At 67.4% G+C, this 17,887-nt stretch carries 12 protein-coding genes; 8 read left to right on the top strand and 4 right to left on the bottom strand.

The genetic code is table 11. The annotated features are described in order from the left end of the window. Window positions 1-8: 8 nt before the first annotated feature. Window positions 9-968: an MBL fold metallo-hydrolase gene (locus GD429_RS12475; protein WP_152857207.1), complete on the bottom strand. Its 960-nt coding sequence runs from the start codon at window positions 966-968 to the stop codon at window positions 9-11. A gap of 177 nt (window positions 969-1,145) precedes the next feature. Here GD429_RS12475 and GD429_RS12470 point away from each other — a divergent pair, with 177 nt between their 5' ends. Then, window positions 1,146-2,795: an IclR family transcriptional regulator gene (locus GD429_RS12470; RefSeq protein WP_321574566.1), complete on the top strand. Its 1,650-nt coding sequence runs from the start codon at window positions 1,146-1,148 to the stop codon at window positions 2,793-2,795. A gap of 236 nt (window positions 2,796-3,031) precedes the next feature. Then, the gene (locus tag GD429_RS12465) at window positions 3,032-3,175 is read left to right on the top strand and encodes a hypothetical protein (RefSeq protein ID WP_227791625.1); all 144 of its coding nucleotides are present in this window, start codon (window positions 3,032-3,034) and stop codon (window positions 3,173-3,175) included. 131 nt (window positions 3,176-3,306) lie between these two features. On the opposite strand, the gene GD429_RS12460 is transcribed toward GD429_RS12465, so the two are convergent. Together GD429_RS12460 and GD429_RS12455 are read right to left on the bottom strand one after the other, a co-directional pair. Further along, window positions 3,307-6,177 carry an alkaline phosphatase family protein gene (locus tag GD429_RS12460; RefSeq protein ID WP_321574564.1) on the bottom strand — a complete coding sequence of 957 codons (2,871 nt, stop codon included), beginning with the start codon at window positions 6,175-6,177 and terminating at the stop codon, window positions 3,307-3,309. 251 nt (window positions 6,178-6,428) lie between these two features. Beyond that, window positions 6,429-6,911 carry an Lrp/AsnC family transcriptional regulator gene (locus GD429_RS12455; RefSeq protein WP_152857204.1) on the bottom strand — a complete coding sequence of 161 codons (483 nt, stop codon included), beginning with the start codon at window positions 6,909-6,911 and terminating at the stop codon, window positions 6,429-6,431. A 287-nt stretch (window positions 6,912-7,198) separates the two neighbouring features. Here GD429_RS12455 and GD429_RS12450 point away from each other — a divergent pair, with 287 nt between their 5' ends. From GD429_RS12450 to GD429_RS12435, 4 genes are all read left to right on the top strand, one after another. Further along, window positions 7,199-7,849 (top strand): LysE family translocator, encoded by a 651-nt coding sequence (locus tag GD429_RS12450; RefSeq protein WP_152857203.1) that lies wholly within the window; start codon window positions 7,199-7,201, stop codon window positions 7,847-7,849. 121 nt (window positions 7,850-7,970) lie between these two features. Continuing rightward, a complete protein-coding gene (kch, locus tag GD429_RS12445; RefSeq protein WP_152857311.1) occupies window positions 7,971-9,170 on the top strand; it encodes a voltage-gated potassium channel protein in 1,200 nt (399 codons plus the stop codon). Between the two features lie 109 nt (window positions 9,171-9,279). Further along, window positions 9,280-9,711 carry a YqaA family protein gene (locus tag GD429_RS12440; RefSeq protein ID WP_105390013.1) on the top strand — a complete coding sequence of 144 codons (432 nt, stop codon included), beginning with the start codon at window positions 9,280-9,282 and terminating at the stop codon, window positions 9,709-9,711. A 161-nt stretch (window positions 9,712-9,872) separates the two neighbouring features. Next, complete coding sequence (locus tag GD429_RS12435; RefSeq protein WP_152857202.1) at window positions 9,873-11,855, top strand: methyl-accepting chemotaxis protein; 1,983 nt, start codon at window positions 9,873-9,875, stop codon at window positions 11,853-11,855. Between the two features lie 35 nt (window positions 11,856-11,890). On the opposite strand, the gene GD429_RS12430 is transcribed toward GD429_RS12435, so the two are convergent. Continuing rightward, the gene (locus tag GD429_RS12430) at window positions 11,891-13,543 is read right to left on the bottom strand and encodes an acyl-CoA synthetase (protein WP_152857201.1); all 1,653 of its coding nucleotides are present in this window, start codon (window positions 13,541-13,543) and stop codon (window positions 11,891-11,893) included. Window positions 13,544-13,711: 168 nt separating this feature from the next. Here GD429_RS12430 and GD429_RS12425 point away from each other — a divergent pair, with 168 nt between their 5' ends. Together GD429_RS12425 and GD429_RS12420 are read left to right on the top strand one after the other, a co-directional pair. Further along, window positions 13,712-14,467, top strand: a complete 756-nt coding sequence (locus tag GD429_RS12425) for a Crp/Fnr family transcriptional regulator (protein ID WP_152857200.1) — start codon at window positions 13,712-13,714, stop codon at window positions 14,465-14,467. Window positions 14,468-14,695: 228 nt separating this feature from the next. Then, the gene (locus GD429_RS12420; RefSeq protein WP_152857199.1) at window positions 14,696-17,863 is read left to right on the top strand and encodes an efflux RND transporter permease subunit; all 3,168 of its coding nucleotides are present in this window, start codon (window positions 14,696-14,698) and stop codon (window positions 17,861-17,863) included. Window positions 17,864-17,887: the final 24 nt, after the last annotated feature.

Below are 17,887 nucleotides of genomic sequence, written 5' to 3'. Positions count from 1 at the left end.
TGTGCCGCTCAGTCCTGCAGCGCAGCCCACATTTCCTTGTCGCGCTGCGCCGTCCAGATGCGCGGATGCTTGATGCCGCTCGCCTCGTCGAACGCGCGCGACACGTCGAACGGCAAACAGTGCTCGTAGATGAACACATGGCCGAACTTCGGATCCATCGCTTCGCGCGTGAGCGCCATCGACGCCTTCAGGTCGAGATTGCGCTCCACGGCCTTGCGGCCCTGCGCGAGCAGCGTCGTGACGAAATCCTTCGTGTAGTCGAGGCCCTTGTTCACGTCGGACGGATTCAGCAGCGCGGGGCCGCGGCCCGGCACGAGCTTCTCGGCGCCGAGCGCGCGCAGCGCCTCGAGCGTGGCCGGCCACTGTTCGAGCTGCGCGTCGCCGCAGTAGCACGCGGCGTCGTATTCGACGAGGTCGCCCGAAAACAGCACCTTCTGCGACGGCAGCCAGACGATCGTGTCGCCCTTCGTGTGGCCCGAGCCGACATGCATGATCTTCACTTCGAGCTTGCCGAGGAACAGCGTGATCTCGCGCTCGAACACGAGCGTCGGCCAGGTCAGGCCGGGCACCGTCTCGACGCCGGCGAACAGGCGCGGGAAACGCTCGATCTCCGACTTCATGTCGGCCTCGCCGCGCTCGACGATCATCTCGTACGTGCCGCGGCTCGCGATCACGTGCTGCGCGCCTTCGTCGAAATACGCGGACGCGCCGAGCACGCGCACCGCGTGGTAGTGCGACAGCACCACGTGCTTGATCGGCTTGTCGGTCACGCTGCGGATCTTCGCGATCAGGTCCTGCGCCATCGCGGGCGTCGCGGTCGTGTCGACGATCAGCACGCTGTCGTCGCCGATGATCACGCCCGAGTTCGGGTCGCCTTCGGCGGTGTACGCGTACGCGTTCTCGGACAACTGCGTCCAGGTGACTTTCTTCTCTTCCAGATCGGCTTGGGAGGCGAATGCTTTGGCCATGTTGCGTTCCGTGGCTGCGAGCCATGTGTTGAGGGGTGTGAGCGGATCATCTTCCCGCATCGATTATTTGTCAATGACAAAGTCACTTGCTATTGTTTAATACGGGTAAACCTGCGGGCTGGCGCGATAAATGGCGTCGGATACCATGCGGGGTTTCGTCAACGGAAGATTCATCGCGTGCAGAACCACGAAGTCAGCGCAGACGACGCGCCGCCCAAGGCGCAGCGCGGGATCCAGAGTGTCGAGGTCGGCGGCCGGCTGCTCGACGCGCTCGCGCGCCGGCGCAAGCCGCTCGGCCTGTCGGAGCTGGCCGCGGCAGCGGACCTGTCGACCGCGCAGGCGCACACCTATCTCGTCAGCCTGACGCGGCTCGCGCTCGTGAAGCGCGACGCGATCACCGGCAATTACGAGCCGGGCCCGTTGTCGTTGCGGCTGGGGCTGATGTCGATCGAGCGCCAGCCTGCCTACCGCGCGGCGCTGCCGCACGCGGCGCGGCTCGCGGAAGCGGTGGGCTTGAGCGTCGCGCTGTCGGTGCCGGGCGTGCTCGGCCCGACGATCGTGCGCATCGAGCACGGCGGCTATCCGCTGCACGTGAACCTGCATGTCGGCTCAGTGATGTCGCTCGACACGACGGCGACGGGCCGCGTGTTCCGCGCGTTCGGCGATCCCGCGCAACTCGACGCGATGGCGGCCAGCCAGGCCGGCGCGGGCGATACGCTCGCCGGCGCCGAAGGCCCGCAGCCCGCGCCGGACGCCGCAGCACAACTGGCCGAACGCGACGCGATCCGCGCGCGCGGCATCGAGCGCAGCGTCGACCGGCCGAGCCCCGGCGTCAGCGCGATGTGCGTGCCGGTATTCGACGCGCACGGGCGCCTGCAGCTCGCGTTGACGGTGATCGGTTCGAGCGGGTCGATCGATGTCGGCTGGGACGGCCCGATCGCGACCGCGTTGCGCGATGCGGCGCGGCAGGCCACCGCGTCGCTCGGCGCGGCAGTTTCGGAACCGCCGCCGGCCCCCTTGGCGGGCGCTCCGCGCGTGCCGCCCGCGCTGGCCGACGACGCGAAAGCGCAGCGCGGAATCAACGCGCTCGACAGCACCGGCGAGCTGCTGCTCGCGCTGGTATCGGCAGGCCGCGCGCTGCCGCTGCGCGATCTCGCGGCGGCGGCCGACATGCCGGCGGCAAAGGCGTTTCCGCATCTCGTCAGCCTGCAGAAGATCGGCCTGCTGAGCCGCGACGACGCCGGTTGCTTCGACGGCGGCCCGCTCGGGCAGGCGCTCGGCCTGATCGCGATGCAGCGCGTGTCGCCGACGCGCGACGCGGAAGCCGAGATCGTCGCGCTGGCCGCCGCGACCGACATGAGCGTGGCTGCCGCGACGCTCGGGCCGCTCGGCCCGACCGTGATCCGCCTCGAGGAATCGGCGCGGCCGCAGCACGTGAGCCTGCAGGTCGGCACCGTGATGTCGCTCGTCAATACGGCGATCGGCCGGATCTTCGCGGCCGGCATGTCCGACGACGTGCTGGCCGACCTGCTCGCCAGCGAGCCCGTGCGCCTCGCCGGCAGCGGCCCCGCGCAGGCCGACGACGCATTCCGCGCGCGGCTCGCGGCGATCCGCGCGGACACGCTCGATTTCGCGTTCGACGCGCCGGTGCCGGGTATCGGGACGGTCGCCGCGCCCGTGTTCGACCACACCGGCAGCATCCGGCTCGTGATCGCGATCATCGGCTCATCGCGCGGCTTCCCGCGCGGGCCGGACAGCGACCTCGCGCAGACGCTGCTCGCCGCGACGCGGCGGCTGTCGTGGCGGTTCGGGTGGATCGGCCGGTAATCGCCGCCGCCTTCCTCTCCGTCGCTCGATTCCCCTCTCTTTCTCGTTGAAGGCCGTGCGCTCGCCACGGCCTTCTCGCGCCTGTCCGCTACCTGACGGACCACCCCAATTCATGTTGCGAAGCAGCAACACAAATTGTCAGTAATTCTCATATAACGAAATCGCATTTCACAAAGCGGTGACGTTTCGCTATGATTAGGGTTATCCCTAACTCGCCACCTAAATGGGGCTTCGTCATGCAAACGTCTAATGTCTCCGATCGTTCCACCCAATCCACTGGCTGGCTCGCACGTGTTGGCGAGCTGCTTGCGGAAGCCTGGCAACTCCACCTCGAGAACTGCGAAGTCATCGCCGAAGCGCACGCGCGCCTCCCGCACTGAGCGGTACGACCGGGGCTACACCAGTTTGAAATGAATGACGGTCCGTCGAGCGGACCGTCATTTGCACTCGGGCATGCTGTCCGCCGCGGCCTGCGCCGGTCTCCCGGCCAGGTTCAAGCGACGGGCGGGCGTCAGCCCTTCACCGCATGCTTCGCGGTCGCCGGCCGCGCATCGTCATCGTCGTCGTGCCGCCGCGTCGCCTGCTGCGTGTCGCCCGGCCGCACCGGGTATGCCTTCGCCCCCATCAGCCCCTTCCACAGCACCTTGTTGTACGCGACCGCATCGAGCCGGTCCTCGACCGAGAAGTCCATCCCGCGCGTGACCGCTGCCCAGTAGCGCATCCCGTGCGTCGGCTTCAGCGCGGCCGTCTTGATGTCGCCCGCCGGGATCGGCAACTGCGTATTCGCGAGCAGGCCCGACGCAACCGCCTTGTACGTCCACTTCGACTGACTCATGTCGAACACGTCGGTCATCGGCCCTTGTGTCGCGTCGAACAGCCCGAGGTGATCGAGATTCAGCACCTCCGTGATCGTGCGGATCATGTTGACCGTCGTGTAATGCGTGCTGACGACCGCGTTCTGCTTCACGTACGGCCCGATCACGAATGCCGTGCTGCGATGTGCGTCGACGTGGTCCGGCCCGTCTTGCGCATCGTCCTCGACGATGAAGATCAGCGTGTCCGACGCATACGGGCTGTTCGCCAGCGCCTGCGCGACGCGGCCGACCGCATAGTCGTTGTCGGCCATGTCGAGCTCCGGCGTGTTGACGCCGTCCAGCGACGACGCAAAGCTGCCGGTATGGTCGTGCGGCAGCCGCAACAGCGTCAGCGCGGGCATCTGGCCGTTGCCGACGAACTGGTTGAATTCGCGCTCCCACTCCAGCTCGCGGTACAGGTCCGGATACGCGTTGTCATAACCGCGGAAATACGGATCGGTGCGATCGACAAGCGCAGGCGTCACGCTGTACCCCTGCACCTTGTTGTCGGCGAACGGCGCGCGATCCATCGGAATCGCGTTCGGGCCGCCGTTGCGCGAGATATCCATGAAGAAGCCGTAGTTGCGCACCGTCAGGCCCGCGCGCAACGCGGCGTTCCAGATATAACCCTGCTGTACGGCGTCGGACGGGCCGTCCGGCGCCGACACGTCGGCCGTGCCGGGCAGCAGGTCGGGGTCGACCGGGGTGAGCGGGTTCGCCGTCGTGCGTTGCGCGCCGGTCAGGCCCACGTCGACGTTTCGGTTCTGGCCTTCCCAGTCGTAAGAGCCGCCGCGCGAGCCGCTGCGCACCGGGCTGCTGGCATAGTTGACGGGCAGCATCTTCGCGCCGGCGTCGGATTCGCGCGCGCCGGTCGACCACGGCCAGCCGTTGCCGCTCACGTCGCCGGAATCGTGGAAGTTGTCGAGCGTGACGAACGTCTTTGCGAGCGCGTGCATGCTCGGCGTCGTCGCGTCCGGGAACTCGGCCAGCGACGGGTCGCCGTTTCCGCGGCCCAGATCGCCGAGGATCTGGTCATACGTACGGTTCTCCTTGACGATATAGATCACGTGCTTGATCTTCTGTCGCAGCGCGTTCATCGTCGCGACGTCGGCCGTGGAGAGCGCGGCATTGAAGCTGTTGTTGTCGGCGACCTGCTTCGTCAGCAGACCGAGCGTCGCGCTGTCCGGCGCGGGCATCCACATGAAGCCGCCCTTGCTCAACTGCTCGATGTACTGGTTCTCCACCAGGTGCACGGGCGAGTTCTTGACCGGGCAAGGCACGGTCCGGCCGCTGTCCTTGCAGTTGCCCGGATTCGGCCCCGGCATGTTTTTCGTGTAGACCATGTAGAGCGCGTTGTTCGCGCCGACCGCGACATCGGACGGATACCATCCGGTCGGAATCAGTCCGGTCACTTTCGCCGTATCGCCGGACAGCGATACGACCGCGACGTCGTTGGTGCCGCGATTGGTCACGTACAGTGCGGTTTCGTCCGGCGACAGCGCGAGCCCGTTCGGCGACGCGCCGCGATACTGCATTTCCGTGACGAGCCCCGCGGGCGCTACCGTCGACACGCTCGACACGACCTTGTTCAACGTCGTGTCGATCACCGACACGATGTCGGCGTTGTCGGACGCGACATAGAGGCGCGTCTGCGCCCGGTTCAGCACCATCTTGTTCGGATTGCCCTTGACCGGGATGCGCGTGACGACCTGCGGCGCATTGGTCGAGATGTCGACGACGACGATCTCCCGATCGCGTTCGCTCGACACGTAGGCGGTCTTGTTGCCGACGATGCGCACCGCGTTCGGATATTCGCCGCCCGGCGCGCCCGCTGCGCCGCCGCTCTTGCCCGGCCGGAGATCGCGTTCGGCCAGAACGGCGCCGGCCGCGACATCGACCAGCGTGACGGAGTCGTGATAGCGATTCGCGACGACCGCGCGCTTGCCGTCGGCCGTCACGTCGACGCCGGTCGCGAGCGGCGAGCTGCCGAGGCCGTTGCCGCCCTTGTGATTCAGCGCAATCGGCGCGCCGGCTTCGCCCCACACGCCCTGCGATAGCGCGAACACGTGCAGGTTGTCGTCGCCGCCGCCGGTCACGTAGAAATGCTGGCCGTCGGGCGCGAATGCGATGCCGACGTAGGTATCCGCCACCGGCAGCACCTGCTTCTTCACCGGCGTGCCGCCCGACACGTCGAACACGAACACATACTCGTTCGAATCGGCATTGATCAGCTTGCCGCCCGCGTCGAGCCGGTTATTGTAGCCGCTCGTCAGCACGAGCAGCGTCTTGCGGTCCGGACTGAGCGCCTCCGACACCGGCTGGCCGGCGATCAGGTCCGGCACGTCCTGCAGCCCCGGATTCAGCGCGACGAGCGTCGCGCCAGGCGCGGCCGACGGCGTGATGCGCTGTCCGGTCGACAGCAGCGTCGACGTCGTGTCGCCGAGTGTCGCGGTCGTGTTCACGGAATCGCTGTTGCACGCAGTCAATGTCGCGGCAACCGCTCCGGCTAGGACGAGAATTTTGTACACGGATGCTCCTGTTCGTCGAATGAGAACGTTTTCACCGCCCCAACCGAAACGAGCGGTAATAATTCGTAACGACCAGCAGGATATTGACCGTGGGTGAACCACCGGTGACGGCAACCTTGCCGAAGGCATTCAAGCGCTTTCGTTTCGCCTTCCATCACGGCCCGGTGCGCGCGCCGGCCAGTGCGCATTGCGCGTCGACGACGTCCGCGCATGCCGATCGCGGACGACGGGCAACACGCGCCCCGCCCCCCTCACACCTGGATCGACGGCACATCCTTCATGCAGCGCAGCGCGAACATCGAGCGGCTGTGACGGATGCTCGAGATCCTGTACAGCTTTTCGCGCAGGAACCGCTCGTAGCCGGCCGTACCGTCCACGGCAACCTTGATCCAGTAGTCGTACTCGCCCGACACCAGATACGCCTCGAGCACTTCCGGCAGCGCCGCCAGTTCGGCGCCGAAACGCGCGAGCGCGTCGTCCTCGTGACGATCGAGCGTGACTTCGAGGATCACGATGTCCGCGTAGCCGAGCATGCGCTGGTTGACCAGCGCGACGTAACCGTCGATGTAGCCGTCGGCTTCGAGCTGCCGCGTGCGGTTCCAGCACGCGGTCGTCGACATGCCGATCTGTTCGGCCAGTTCGGCGTTCGACAGGCGCGCATTTTTCTGCAATGCACCAAGGATCTTGCGATCCTGATTGTCGAGCGTTTTCGGCATGCGTTCGCGGTTGGCCATGATGAGAAGAATTTTCTACTGAAAATCGGCATTCTATCTGAACATGATTCCTGTTTCAGGCCCGTTTTACTGGAAAACAGGAAGCCTTTTAATCGGCTCGCTTGATACATTTTCACCATGCCTGTTGCCCGGCACGCTCCCCGCGACAACCCCTTCGCACCGGGACGCACGGCCGCAATCACGAGTTGCGGTGCCGGACAAGCAGGCATGCGATTCCTCCGCCGCCCGCACGCCTGTCCGACCGCGTGCGGAGCCGGTGCCTGCGTCCCCTTCCCGCACTTCCCGTCATGTCGTTCAGGCTTTATCTGTCGTTCCTCGCTGCTTCCGCCGTTCTCATCTACGCGCCCGGCCCCGTCAACCTGCTCACGATGAACCAGGCGCTGCGCGCCGGCTGGCGCCGCGCGCTGCCGTGCGTGTGGGGCGGCACGCTCGCCGTGATGCTGCAACTCGCGCTGACCGCGCTGTGCCTGAATTCGCTGGTCCACATCAATGAACACGCGCTGACCGTGCTGCGCTGGGCCGGCGCTGCGTATCTCGTGTGGCTCGGCGGCAAGCAATGGCTCAGTCGCGCACCGGCAAACGCGCCTGCCGCTTTGGCGGAAGCCGGAGCCGCGATCGTCCCGCAGGACACCGACACCGGACGCGCGCTGTTCTGGCGCGGCGTCGCGACGTCGGGCCTGAACCCGAAGACGCTGCTGTTCTTTCCGTCGTTCTTTCCGCAGTTCATCAGCCCGACTGCCGACCGGAGCCTGAATCTTCAATTCCTGCTGCTCGCCACGACGTTCGCGCTGCTGTTCGCGGGCGGCGTCGCATCGATGGCGCTGTTCTCGCACCGGCTGAGCCGCGCGTTGCAGCGGCCGGCGCGGATGCGCGCGATGAACCGCGTGACGGGCGGTCTGCTCGTCGGGATGGGCGCGATCATGGTCGGCTGGAACTGAGCGACCACGCGTATGCACTTCATCGCGGCAGCCGTCAGGCCCCGCGAAAAAGCAGCCGATCGCCGAATGCTTTAGGGTAGCGCCTGGTTCGTTGGACATGCCCGGCCTGCCGGGCGACTGGATGAAGCACGTCACTACCCGCCTGCGGCGCCTGTTCGCGCCGGTCGGCCTGCACTGGTATCTCGCCCTCCTCCTCGCGCTCGATGCGTTCATGGTGCTGCGGCCCGTCGTCGAGCATGCAAAGCTCGGCGTGCATCACGCATGGCTTGCCGATGCGCTGAACCTCGTCGACAACGCGGGGCTCGTCGTGCTGCCGCAGGTCGTCGTCGCGGCCGGCCTCGCGACGATGGCCATCGGCATCGTGCTGCGCGCCCGCGTCGCCTGGGTGCTGTCGATCCTGCTGCTGGTCGCGGCCGCCGCGATCAGCATGCTCGGCGGCTATCGCAGCCACGCCGTGTTCGTGTACACGGCCGTGCTGGTCGTCGCGCTGCTTTATTACTGGCGGCATTTCGACCGCGCGAGCGTCGCCGCGAGCAGCCTGTTCGCGTTGCTGAGCATCGTGTCGCTGCTGATCTACGCGACCTTCGGCGTGCTGTATCTCGGCGACGAATTCACGCCGCCCGTCCACGATCTCGCCACCGCCGTCTATTTCTCGATCGTGTCGATGTCGACGGTCGGTTACGGCGACATCGTTCCGCACGCACCGACCGCACGCCTGTTCACCGCCTCGGTGATCGTGCTCGGCATCACGGTGTTCGCGACGTCGATCAGCGCGGTCGTCGGCCCCGTGATCGGCGGCAATCTGAAACGGATCGTCAAGGGAGGCATTTCGAACGTGATCCGCAAGCATCATTTCCTGATCGTCGGCGCGACGCCCGTCGCGCATGCGGTGCACGACGGGCTGCGCAAGCGCGGCTACGCGGTGACCGTCGTCGTGCCGGCCGGCGTCGAGCACAACTACGCGGCGGCGACCGACCTGATCGTCGGCGACGCAACCGACCACGCAGTACTGGAAAGCGCCGGCGCGGCGACCGCGCGTGCAGTGCTCGCGCTGCGCTCCGACGACGCCGAGAACGCGTTCATCATCCTCGCGATCCGCGAGATCGCGCCGTCGGTGCGCACGGTCGCGCTCGTGAACCAGCAGCGCAACCTCGAACGACTGCGCCTGCTGAAACCCGACATGGTGTTCTCGCCGCAGCAGCTCGCGGGCGAACTGCTCGCGAGCACGCTCAACGACGAACCGGTCGACAAGTCGGTGATCTCGCACCTGCTGTTCGGCACGGCCGATGCCGCCTGCCCCTGCGACCCGCTGAACCGCTGAACCGCTGAACCGCTAAACCGCTAAACCGCTAAACCGCTAAACCGCTAAACCGCTAAACCGCTAACAATGTGACCCACGGCGGCCGGTGCTCGGCCGGTACAATCGCGCGATGTCCGAATTGCTCACTTACGGCGGCCTGTTCGCCGTGTCGATGGTCGCCGCGACGCTGTTGCCGCTCCAGTCCGAAGCCGTGCTCGCCGGCCTGCTGCTCGCCGGGCGCGAACCCGTGTGGGCGCTGGTGCTCGTCGCGAGCATCGGCAACGTCGCCGGCTCCGTGATCAACTGGGCGCTCGGGCGCGGCATCGAGCACTTCCGCGACCGCCGCTGGTTTCCGGTCAAGCCGTCCGCGCTCGCGCGCGCCGAGCGCTGGTATGCGCGCTACGGCCGCTGGTCGCTGCTGCTGAGCTGGGCGCCGGTGATCGGCGATCCGCTGACGATGATTGCCGGCGTGCTGCGCGAGCCGCTGCCGACCTTTGTCGCGATCGTCACGCTCGCGAAGGTCGGCCGCTATCTGGCAGTCGCGTGGCTCGTGACGTACTGACGGTACCGACGGTACCGACGCGACCTTTCCTCCGCCGACGGCGCCTGCGCACGCCGCCACCGGCTTCGCACCGCTAAAGAATTCGTCGAAGCTGCCGTATTCCTTACGGTGTGCGGTGACGCGTGCGTTCCGCTCCTCTCCCTCCCCACTCAGGATGCCGTATGAGATTGACCCAATTGGGCCGGGTGAGCGTCGGCGCGCGCCTTGCCGCGCCGGCGTGCGCGCTCGTCGCACTGCTGTTCACCGTTTTCGCATGGGCGCTCGCTCATTTTGCCAGCCAGCAACTCGCGGACGAGGCGCACGCGCGCATCGCCGACAAGGAGCAGTCGATCCGTGCGATGGTCGAGATGTTCGACAAGGCGCTGTCGGCCGAAGCCAGTCGCTCGATGTCGCTGTTCGCGAGTTTCCTGCCGGCCGATTTCTCGCTCGACCCGGCGCGCACCGTCGACATCGGCGGCGTCGCCGCGCCCACGCTTTCCGCGGGCGGCCAACCGCTCGACCTCGATTACTCGATTCCCGACCAGTTCCTGAAGAAAAGCGGCGCGATCGCGACGATCTTCGCGCGCGACGGCGACGATTTCGTGCGCATCACGACGTCGCTGAAGAAACAGGACGGGGCACGCGCGGTCGGCACGCGCCTCGATCGCGCGAGCCCCGCGTACGCTCCGCTCGTCGCCGGGCGCAGCTACACGGGCCTCGCCAAACTGTTCGGTCGGCAGTACATCACGCAGTACAAGCCGGTCACCGATGCAACCGGCCGCGTGATCGGCGCGCTGTTCGTCGGTCTCGACGTCGGCGCCGAGCTGCAAGTCGTCCAGGACGGCATCCGTGCGTTGAAGGTCGGCGAGAACGGCTACTACTTCGTGCTCGACGCCTCTCCGGGCGCATCGCGCGGCACCTTCGTCGTCCATCCCGATGCAGCCGGCCAACGCGCCGACGACACGCGTGCGCCGTACACGCAAATGCTCGCGGCCGGCCAGGGCCGGCTCGCGTATACGTCGGCCGACCCGGCCGCGCACGACGGCCAGCCAACCGCGAAATTCGTGTCGTTCACGACGATTCCGCAGTGGCAGTGGCTGGTCGGCGGCATCGCAATCGACGACGAACTGCTGGCCGGCATGCGCACCCTCCGCGACCGCTTCCTGATGATCGCCGGCGTGCTCGTCGCGGCGTTCGCGGCGCTGTTCGTCGTGGTCGTGAAGCGCGTCGTGAGCCGGCCGCTCGACGCGGCGGCACGCGCGTCCGAACGCTACGCGGCGGGCGACCTCAGCGTGCGAATCCGCGACGGCGAGGCGGCACGCGGCGCCACGCGCAACGACGAGATCGGCCGGCTCGTGCAGGCAGTCGACGGGATCGGCGACGGCCTGGCGCGGATCGTCGCGCAGGTGCGCAGCGGCTCGGCCGGCATCGCGCGCGGCATGGTCGGCATCGCGGCCGGCAGCGGCGACATCGCCGCGCGGATCGCAACGCAGGCGAGCAGCGTCGAGCAGACGGCGGCCAGCATGGAGCAGATCACGGCCGCCGTGCAGCAGAACGCCGAGCATGCGGCGCAAGCGAACACGCTGGTCGCGAACGCATCGGCCGCCGCGACCGACGGCGACGCGGCGGTGCAGCGCGTGGTCGCAACGATGGACGAAATCGGCCGCGCAACGCGCCGGATCGCCGAAATCACGGGCGCGATCGAAGGCATCGCGTTCCAGACCAACATCCTGGCGCTGAACGCTGCCGTCGAGGCCGCGCGCGCGGGCGAGCACGGCAAGGGTTTCGCGGTGGTCGCGGCCGAAGTGCGCGCGCTCGCGCAGCGCAGCGCGGCCGCGGTCAAGGAAATCGACGCGCTGAGCGCCGAATCGTCGACGACCGTCGAACAGGGTTACCGAATCGCGGACGCGGCGCGCGGCACGATGCGCGACATCGTCGCCCGCGTCGATCAGGTCCGCACGCTGATCGGCGAGATCAGCTCCGCATCGCGAGAGCAATCGGCCGGTATCGAGCAAGTGAACCAGGCCGTCACGCAGATCGGGGAAGCCACGCAGCAGAACGCGACGCTGATCTCGGATGCCGAGCGCGCGGCCGTCGCACTGCGCGACCAGGCCGCGCAACTGTCCAAAGCCGTCAGCGTGTTCCGGCTCGAGCGCGACGCATGAGCGTCAGCCGGCGGCGGCCGGTGGCCGCCCGCCGCCTACTTCTTGTCGCCCGCCAGGTCGATCGCCTTGTCCGATCCGACCGCATTGCGCAGCTGGAACTTCTGGATCTTGCCGGTCGACGTCTTCGGCAGCTCGCCGAAGCGCACGACCTTCGGCACCTTGAAGCCCGCGAGCAGTTGCCGGCAGTGCGCGACGATCTCCTCCTCGGTCGCGCGCGCGCCTTCGCGCAGCTCGACGAACGCGCACGGCACCTCGCCCCATTTCGGGTCTGGCATCGCGACGACGGCCGCAACCGCGACGGCCGGATGCCGGTACAGCGCGTCCTCGACCTCGATGCTCGAGATGTTCTCGCCGCCCGAGATGATGATGTCCTTGCGGCGATCCTTGATGCGGATATAGCCGTCCGGCGTCAGCACGCCGAGATCGCCGGTATGGAACCAGCCGCCGTGGAACGCCTCGTCGGTCGCGTGCGGGTTCTTCAGGTAGCCCTTCATGCAGATGTTGCCGCGGAACATGATCTCGCCGAGCGTCTCGCCGTCGGCCGGCACCGGCGCCATCGTGTCGGGATCGAGCACCGTCGCGCCCGCTTCGAGGTGGTAGCGCACGCCCTGGCGCGCATTGAGCCGCGCGCGCTCTTCATCGGGCAGCGCTTCCCAGTGCGACTGCTTCGCGCACACGGTCGCGGGGCCGTAGACCTCGGTCAGCCCGTACACGTGCAGCAGGTCGAAGCCGATCTCCTTCATCTTCGCGATCACCGCCGGCGCGGGCGCCGCGCCCGCGACCATCGCGTGCACCGTGTGGTCGATCCCTTCGCGGAATTCGGCCGGCGCGTTCGCGATCGCGCTCTGCACGATCGGTGCGCCGCAATAGTGCGTGATGCGTTCGCGGCGAATCAGGTCGAACACGGTCTTCGCGTCGAATTTGCGCAGGCACACGTTCACGCCCGCGCGCGCCGCGACGGCCCACGGGAAGCACCAGCCGTTGCAGTGGAACATCGGCAGCGTCCACAGATACACCGCGTGCTTCGGCATGTCCCATTCGAGGATGTTGCTGATCGCCGCCAGATACGCGCCGCGATGGTGGTAGACGACGCCCTTCGGGTCGCCGGTCGTGCCGGACGTGTAGTTCAGCGCGATCGCATCCCATTCGTCGCCGGGCGGTGTCCATGCGTAGTCGGCGTCGCCGCCGGCGACGAACGCCTCATAGTCGGTCGCGCCCGCGAAACGCTCGGGATCGGCCGGCATCGCATCGGCGACGCTGACGATCTTCAGGCCCGGCACCTCGAGCGCCGCGCGCTGCGCGAGCTCCGCGTATTCGGTGTCGACGATCAGCACCTTCGCCTCGCCGTGACGCAGCATGAAGATCACCGACGGCACGTCGAGCCGCGTGTTGATCGTGTTCAGCACCGCGCCGGCCATCGGCACGCCGAAGTGCGCCTCGACCATCGCCGGGATGTTCGGCAGCAGCGCCGCGACGGTGTCGCCGCGCTCGACGCCGGCCCGCGCGAGCGCGCTCGCCAGCTGCTTCGCACGCGTATAGGTCTCGCCCCACGTTTGCCGCACGTCGCCGTGCACGATCGCGAGGCGCTCGCCATAGACTTCCGCCGTCCGGACCAGGAAGTCGATCGGGGTGAGCGGTACGTAATTGGCATCGCGGCGGCCGAGTCCGGCCTCGAACATCTGCGTCATGATCCTGTCTCCCGTGTTCTGTCGACCGGGGTGCATGCACCCCGGATCGTTTTGATGTGGTTCAATTGCCGACAGCCTAACGGGCGTTATTGTGAGCCGTCTGTCATCGAAACGACAGAGTGCCTTTCGAGCGCTGCGCGTTATCCCTAACCTCGCAAACCCGCACCCATGCACGACCACCACGTTGCGCCGCCCGACTCGGCCGCCCACCCGGCCGACGCGCTTCCCGAACCGGGCCCGCTGCCGGCGCTGTCGACACTGTTCGGCCAGTGCGCGTGGTTCCGCACGCTCGCGCCCGAGCATCAGGCGCTGGTGCTCGCGCAGTCGCACGTAGAGCAGTGCGAGGCCGGCGCCGTGATCGCGCACCGGCTCGCGCCGTCCGAATACTGGATCGGCGTGCATCGCGGGCTGCTGAAGCTCGCGATCTTCAATGCGTCGGGGCGCGGCTGCACGTTTTCCGGCGTGCCGTCGGGCGGCTGGTTCGGCGAAGGCAGCGTGATCAAGCGCGAGCTGCGCAAGTACGAGGTCGTCGCGATCCAGCGCTCGACCGTGCTGTTCGTGCCGGTCGACACGTTCCATGCGCTGCTCGACACGAGCCTGCCGTTCACGCGCTTCGTGATCCACCAGTTGAACAACCGGATGGGCGAATTCATCGCGTCGATCCAGAACAGCCGGCTGCTCGACGTCGATGCGCGCGTCGCGCAGTCGCTCGCGCAGCTTTTCAACCCAGCCCTGTACCCGGACACCGGCCCGTCGCTGTCGATCTCGCAGGAGGAACTGGGGATGCTCGTCGGCGTGTCGCGGCAGCGGATCAACCAGGCGCTGCAGCAGCTCGAGAAGCTCGGCGCGCTGCGGCTCGCGTACAACCAGATCGAGGTCGTCGATCTGGGCGCGCTCGCGCGCTTCGGGATGGAGCAGATCTGAGCGCGGCACGATGAGCGAAGCCGTCGCCGGCACGACGTACGCTGACGTTGCCGCAGCCGTTCGCGGGTCGCAGCGGGCGCACTATTTCGTCAGCAGAATCGGCCGGCGGCGACCGCGCGCCCAACCTGACAATTCCGCCAGTTTCGCGACAGTAACCCGTTCCACGCCGACGCCTATCATTCGGGTTCCCTTCACCGACGCCTGATCACCGCCTGTCCCGCTGCCTCCATGTGGATCGTCAATCTCGCGCTCAGGCGCCCCTACACGTTCATCGTCATGGCCATCATGATCGTGCTGGCCACGCCGCTTGCGCTGATGCGCACGCCGGTCGACGTGCTGCCCGCGATCAACATCCCCGTGATCAGCGTGATCTGGAATTACGGCGGCTTCTCCGCGACGGAGATGACGAACCGCATCACGGCCGTGCATGAACGGATCCTGACGACGACCGTCAACAACATCCAGCATGTCGAATCGACGTCGCTGCCCGGCATCGCGGTCGTGAAGGTGTTCCTGCAGCCCGGCGCGAACGTGCAGACGGCGATCGCGCAGACGGTGTCGTCCGCGCAGGCGATCGTGCGGCAGATGCCGCAGGGCGCGACGCCGCCGCTCGTGATCACCTATTCCGCGTCGAGCATCCCGGTGATCCAGCTCGGGCTGTCGAGCACGACGCTCAGCGAACAGTCGCTCGCGGACATCGCGCTGAACTTCCTGCGCCCGCAACTGATCACGATTCCCGGCGCCCAGGTGCCGTTCCCGTACGGCGGCCGCACGCGCGTGGTCGCGATCGATCTCGATCCGCAGGCGCTGCTCGCGAAGGGCCTCACGCCGGCCGACATCGTCAACGCGGTCAACGCGCAGAACCTCGTGCTGCCGACCGGCACCGCGAAGATGGGCCAGACCGAATACCGGATCGACACGAACGCGTCGGCCGACACGGTCGCCGACATCAGCCGCCTCCCGATCCAGACCGTCAACGGCGCGACGACCTACCTGCGCGAGGTCGCGTCCGTGCGCGACGGCTTCGCGCCGCAGACCAACGTCGTGCGCCAGAACGGCCAGCGCGGCGTGCTCGTGTCGATCCTGAAAAGCGGCGACGCGTCGACGCTCAAGGTCGTGTCGGACCTGAAGGCGCTGCTGCCGAAGGTGATCCCGACGCTTCCCGAAGGGCTCACGATCACGCCGCTGTTCGACCAGTCGGTGTTCGTCAACGCGGCCGTCCAGGGCGTGATCCACGAAGCGCTGATCGCGGCCGTGCTGACCGCGATGATGATCCTGCTGTTCCTCGGCAACTGGCGCAGCACGCTGATCATCGCGATCTCGATTCCGCTGTCGATCTTCACGTCGCTGATCGCGCTGTCGGCGCTCGGCGAGACCATCAACATCATGACGCTCGGCGGGCTCGCGCTCGCGGTCGGGATCCTGGTCGACGACGCGACCGTCACGATCGAGAACATCGAGCGGCACCTGCATCTCGGTACTGACCTGCACGAGGCGATCCTCGAAGGCGCCGGCGAGATCGCGGTGCCCGCGTTCGTGTCGACGCTGTGCATCTGCATCGTGTTCGTGCCGATGTTCTTCCTGACGGGCGTCGCACGCTTCCTGTTCGTGCCGCTCGCGGAAGCCGTCGTGTTCGCGATGCTCGCGTCGTACGTGCTGTCGCGCACGCTCGTGCCGACGCTCGCGATGCTGCTGTTCCGCCCGCAGCAGGCCAGCACCGGCCCCGATCATGCGACGTCGCGTTTCGCGCGCCTGCATCATGCGTTCAACAACGCGTTCGAGCGGCTGCGCGCGTGGTACATCGTGCTGCTGAGCATGCTGCTCGTGCGCCGCCGCTTCTACGCGATGTGCTTCCTCGGCTTTTGCGTGCTGTCGACGGGCCTCGTGTTCGCACTCGGCCGCGACTTCTTCCCGAACGCCGATTCCGGCAACATCCGGCTGCACATGCGCGCGCCGACCGGCTACCGGATCGAGGAAACCGCGCGCCTCGCCGACCGGGTCGAGCGCGTTATCCGCGAAGTCGTGCCGCCCGACGAGCTCGGCGCGATCGTCGACAACCTCGGCCTGCCCGTCAGCGGCATCAACCTGTCGTACAGCAATGCCGGCACCATCGGCACGCTCGACGGCGAGCTGCTGATCGCGCTGAAGCCCGGCCACCGCGCGACCACGCACTACGTGCAGACGCTGCGCAAGCTGCTGCCCGAGCGCTTCCCGGGCGTCGAATTCTTCTTCCAGCCGTCGGACATTATCACGCAGATCCTCAACTTCGGTCAGCCGGCCGCGATCGACGTGCAGGTGCTCGGCAACGATCTCGCGAGTAACATGACTATCGCGAGCAACCTGATGAAAAAGGTCAGGCAAATCCCCGGCGCCGTCGACGTGCACGTGCTGCAACGCAACGACGAGCCGACCCTGCTGGCCGACATGGATCGTACGCGCATGCAGCAGCTCAATCTCTCCGCGCAGAACGTCGCGCAGAACATGCTGATCTCGCTGTCCGGCAGTTCGCAGACGACGCCGTCGTTCTGGATCAACCCGCGTACCGGCGTGCAGTACCCGCTGCAGATCCAGACCCCGCAATACAACATCTCGTCGGTCGACGACCTGCTCGGCACGCCGATCTCGGCCAGCGGCCGCACGGGCATGCCGCTGCAACTGCTCGGCAACCTCGTGCAGGTGCGCACCGCCGCGAATCCGGCCGTGATCACGCACTACAACATCCGCCCGGCGATCGACCTGTACGTGAGCGTCGAGGGCCGCGACCTCGGCTCGGTCGCGGGCGAGATCGACCGCATCGTGTCCGACACGCGCGCGAGCCTGCCGCGCGGCACCGAGCTGACGATGCGCGGCCAGATCGAGACGATGCGCACGTCGTATATCGGCCTCGGCGCGGGTGTCGCGATGGCGATCGTGCTCGTCTACCTGCTGATCGTCGTCAATTTCCAGTCGTGGCTCGACCCGCTGATCATCATCAGCGCGATGCCGGCCGCGCTCGCCGGCATCGCGTGGATGCTGTTCATCACCGGCACGCACCTGAGCGTGCCCGCGCTGACGGGCGCGATCATGACGGTGGGCGTCGCGACCGCGAACAGCATTCTCGTGGTGTCGTTCGCGCGCCAGCGGCTCGCCGCCGGCGCGCCGCCGCTCACGGCCGCGCTGGAGGCCGGCGCGACGCGGATCCGGCCGGTGCTGATGACGGCGCTCGCGATGATCATCGGCATGGTGCCGATGGCGCTCGGCCTCGGCGAAGGCGCCGAGCAGAACGCGCCGCTCGGCCGCGCGGTAATCGGCGGGCTGCTGTTCGCGACCGTTTCGACCTTGCTGTTCGTGCCGCTCGTGTTCGGCGGCGTGCATTCGCGGCTGGCCCGCCGGCGCGCGCGCCAGGCCGGACACTGACTTTCGCCTATAGACCCGGTCAAT

This window comes from Burkholderia sp. BE17 (assembly GCF_009362305.1).
GTDB lineage: Bacteria > Pseudomonadota > Gammaproteobacteria > Burkholderiales > Burkholderiaceae > Burkholderia > Burkholderia pyrrocinia_C.
Note: the sequence above shows the minus strand (reverse complement) of the source record. Positions and strands in the feature narration are given on the sequence as shown.